We start from the raw sequence: 3,063 nt of genomic DNA, 5'->3' as shown, positions 1-3,063 counted from the left end.
TTGTACCTTGAAAACTGAATCGCGAAAGAAGTAAAGTGTCTTAGAATCATCCTTATGTTGATATAAAGCTCAGCAATGAGCAAACTAGGTTAAGCTAGTAAGAGCACACGGAGGATGCCTAGGCACCAGGAGCCGACGAAGGACGTGGCGAACAACGAAATGCCTCGGGGAGCTGTAAGCAAGCATCGATCCGGGGATGTCCGAATGGGGAAACCCGGCTGTCGTAATAGGCAGTCACTCACATCTGAATACATAGGGTGTGATGAGGCATACGAGGGGAACTGAAACATCTAAGTACCCTCAGGAAGAGAAAACAATAGTGATTCCGTCAGTAGCGGCGAGCGAACGCGGAATAGCCTAAACCGAAGAGCTTGCTCTTCGGGGTTGTGGGACGTCTCACTAGGAGTAAGAAAGGTGTTTATTAGATGAAGAGGTCTGGAAAGGCCCGCCATAGAAGGTAACAGCCCTGTATTCGAAAGTGAATGCCCTCCGAGACGGATCCCCGAGTACCGCGGGACACGTGAAACCCCGTGGGAATCTGGCAGGACCATCTGCTAAGGCTAAATACTCCCTGGTGACCGATAGTGAAGCAGTACCGTGAGGGAAAGGTGAAAAGCACCCCGGAAGGGGAGTGAAATAGAACCTGAAACCGTGTGCTTACAAGAAGTCAGAGCCCGTTAAATGGGTGATGGCGTGCCTTTTGTAGAATGAACCGGCGAGTTACGTTTACGTGCAAGGTTAAGGTGAAGAGCCGCAGCCGCAGCGAAAGCGAGTCTGAATAGGGCGAGTGAGTACGTAGTCGTAGACCCGAAACCGTGTGATCTACCCCTGTCCAGGGTGAAGGTGCGGTAACACGCACTGGAGGCCCGAACCCACGTACGTTGAAAAGTGCGGGGATGAGGTGGGGGTAGCGGAGAAATTCCAATCGAACTCGGAGATAGCTGGTTCTCCCCGAAATAGCTTTAGGGCTAGCCTCGGAGTCAAGAGTCGTGGAGGTAGAGCACTGATTGGATGCGGGGCCCGCCAAGGGTTACCAAGTTCAGTCAAACTCCGAATGCCATCGACTTATATCCGGGAGTCAGACAGTGGGTGCTAAGGTCCATTGTCAAGAGGGAAACAGCCCAGACCATCAGCTAAGGCCCCTAAGTATACGTTAAGTGGGAAAGGATGTGGAGTTGCACAGACAACCAGGATGTTGGCTTAGAAGCAGCCATCATTTAAAGAGTGCGTAATAGCTCACTGGTCGAGTGACTCTGCGCCGAAAATGTAACGGGGCTAAACGTATCGCCGAAGCTATGGCTTGCATCGTAAGATGCATGGGTAGGGGAGCGTTGTGTATCGGGTTGAAGGTAGACCGGAAGGACTGCTGGACTATACACAAGTGAGAATGCCGGTATGAGTAACGAAAAGACATGTGAGAATCATGTCCGCCGAAAGCCTAAGGGTTCCTGGGGAAGGCTCGTCCGCCCAGGGTAAGTCGGGACCTAAGGCGAGGCCGAAAGGCGTAGTCGAAGGACAACAGGTTGAAATTCCTGTACCACCGTAAGCCGTTATGAGCAATGGGGGGACGCAGAAGGATAGGGACGCGAGCTGATGGATGCTCGTCCAAGCAGTGAGGCCGGTCAGTAGGCAAATCCGCTGACCATGAGGCTGGGCTGTGATGGGGAGGGAAATTTATAGTACCGAAGGTCTTGATTTCATGCTGCCAAGAAAAGCCTCTAGCCAGGATGAAGGTGCCCGTACCGCAAACCGACACAGGTAGGCGAGAAGAGAATTCTAAGGCGCGCGGAAGAACTCTCGTTAAGGAACTCGGCAAAATGACCCCGTAACTTCGGGAGAAGGGGTGCCTCGGTAGGGTGAATAGCCCGAGGGGGCCGCAGTGAAAAGGCCCAAGCGACTGTTTAGCAAAAACACAGGTCTGTGCGAAGCCGCAAGGCGAAGTATACGGGCTGACGCCTGCCCGGTGCTGGAAGGTTAAGGGGAGTGGTTAGCCGCAAGGCGAAGCTATGAACCGAAGCCCCAGTAAACGGCGGCCGTAACTATAACGGTCCTAAGGTAGCGAAATTCCTTGTCAGGTAAATTCTGACCCGCACGAATGGCGTAACGACTTGGGCGCTGTCTCAACGAGAGATCCGGTGAAATTTTAATACCTGTGAAGATGCAGGTTACCCGCGACAAGACGGAAAGACCCCATGGAGCTTTACTGCAGCTTGATATTGAACTTTGGTACGGTCTGTACAGGATAGGTGGGAGCCTGCGAAGCCGGTGCGCCAGCATCGGTGGAGGCATCGTTGGGATACCACCCTGATCGTATCGGAGTTCTAACCTAGGACCGTGATCCGGTTCGGGGACAGTGTCAGGTGGGCAGTTTGACTGGGGCGGTCGCCTCCTAAAGAGTAACGGAGGCGCCCCAAGGTTCCCTCAGAATGGTTGGAAATCATTCGAAGAGTGCAAAGGCAGAAGGGAGCTTGACTGCGAGACCTACAAGTCGAGCAGGGACGAAAGTCGGGCTTAGTGATCCGGTGGTACCGCATGGAAGGGCCATCGCTCAACGGATAAAAGCTACCCTGGGGATAACAGGCTTATCTCCCCCAAGAGTCCACATCGACGGGGAGGTTTGGCACCTCGATGTCGGCTCATCGCATCCTGGGGCTGAAGTAGGTCCCAAGGGTTGGGCTGTTCGCCCATTAAAGCGGTACGCGAGCTGGGTTCAGAACGTCGTGAGACAGTTCGGTCCCTATCTGTCGCGGGCGTAGGAAATTTGAGAGGAGCTGTCCTTAGTACGAGAGGACCGGGATGGACGTACCGCTGGTGTACCAGTTGTCTCGCCAGAGGCATGGCTGGGTAGCTACGTACGGAAGGGATAAGCGCTGAAAGCATCTAAGCGTGAAGCCCCCCTCAAGATGAGATTTCCCAATTTAGTAAGACCCCTTGAAGACGACGAGGTAGATAGGTTCGGGGTGGAAGCACAGCAATGTGTGGAGCTGACGAATACTAATCGGTCGAGGGCTTATCCTAAATAATAATGATTCGAAGCAATGAAACTTTCGCGTTCAGTTTTCA

At 53.2% G+C, this 3,063-nt stretch carries 1 rRNA gene; it reads left to right on the top strand.

Features of this window, described 5'->3' with window-relative positions:
- The first annotated feature begins 87 nt into the window (after positions 1-87).
- Positions 88-3,018: ribosomal RNA gene (locus A372_RS0100610) — 23S ribosomal RNA — on the top strand.
- The last annotated feature ends 45 nt before the right edge of the window (positions 3,019-3,063 follow it).

Source organism: Paenibacillus sp. OSY-SE, from assembly GCF_000283315.1.
Taxonomy (GTDB): domain Bacteria; phylum Bacillota; class Bacilli; order Paenibacillales; family Paenibacillaceae; genus Paenibacillus_B; species Paenibacillus_B profundus.
Note: the sequence above shows the minus strand (reverse complement) of the source record. Positions and strands in the feature narration are given on the sequence as shown.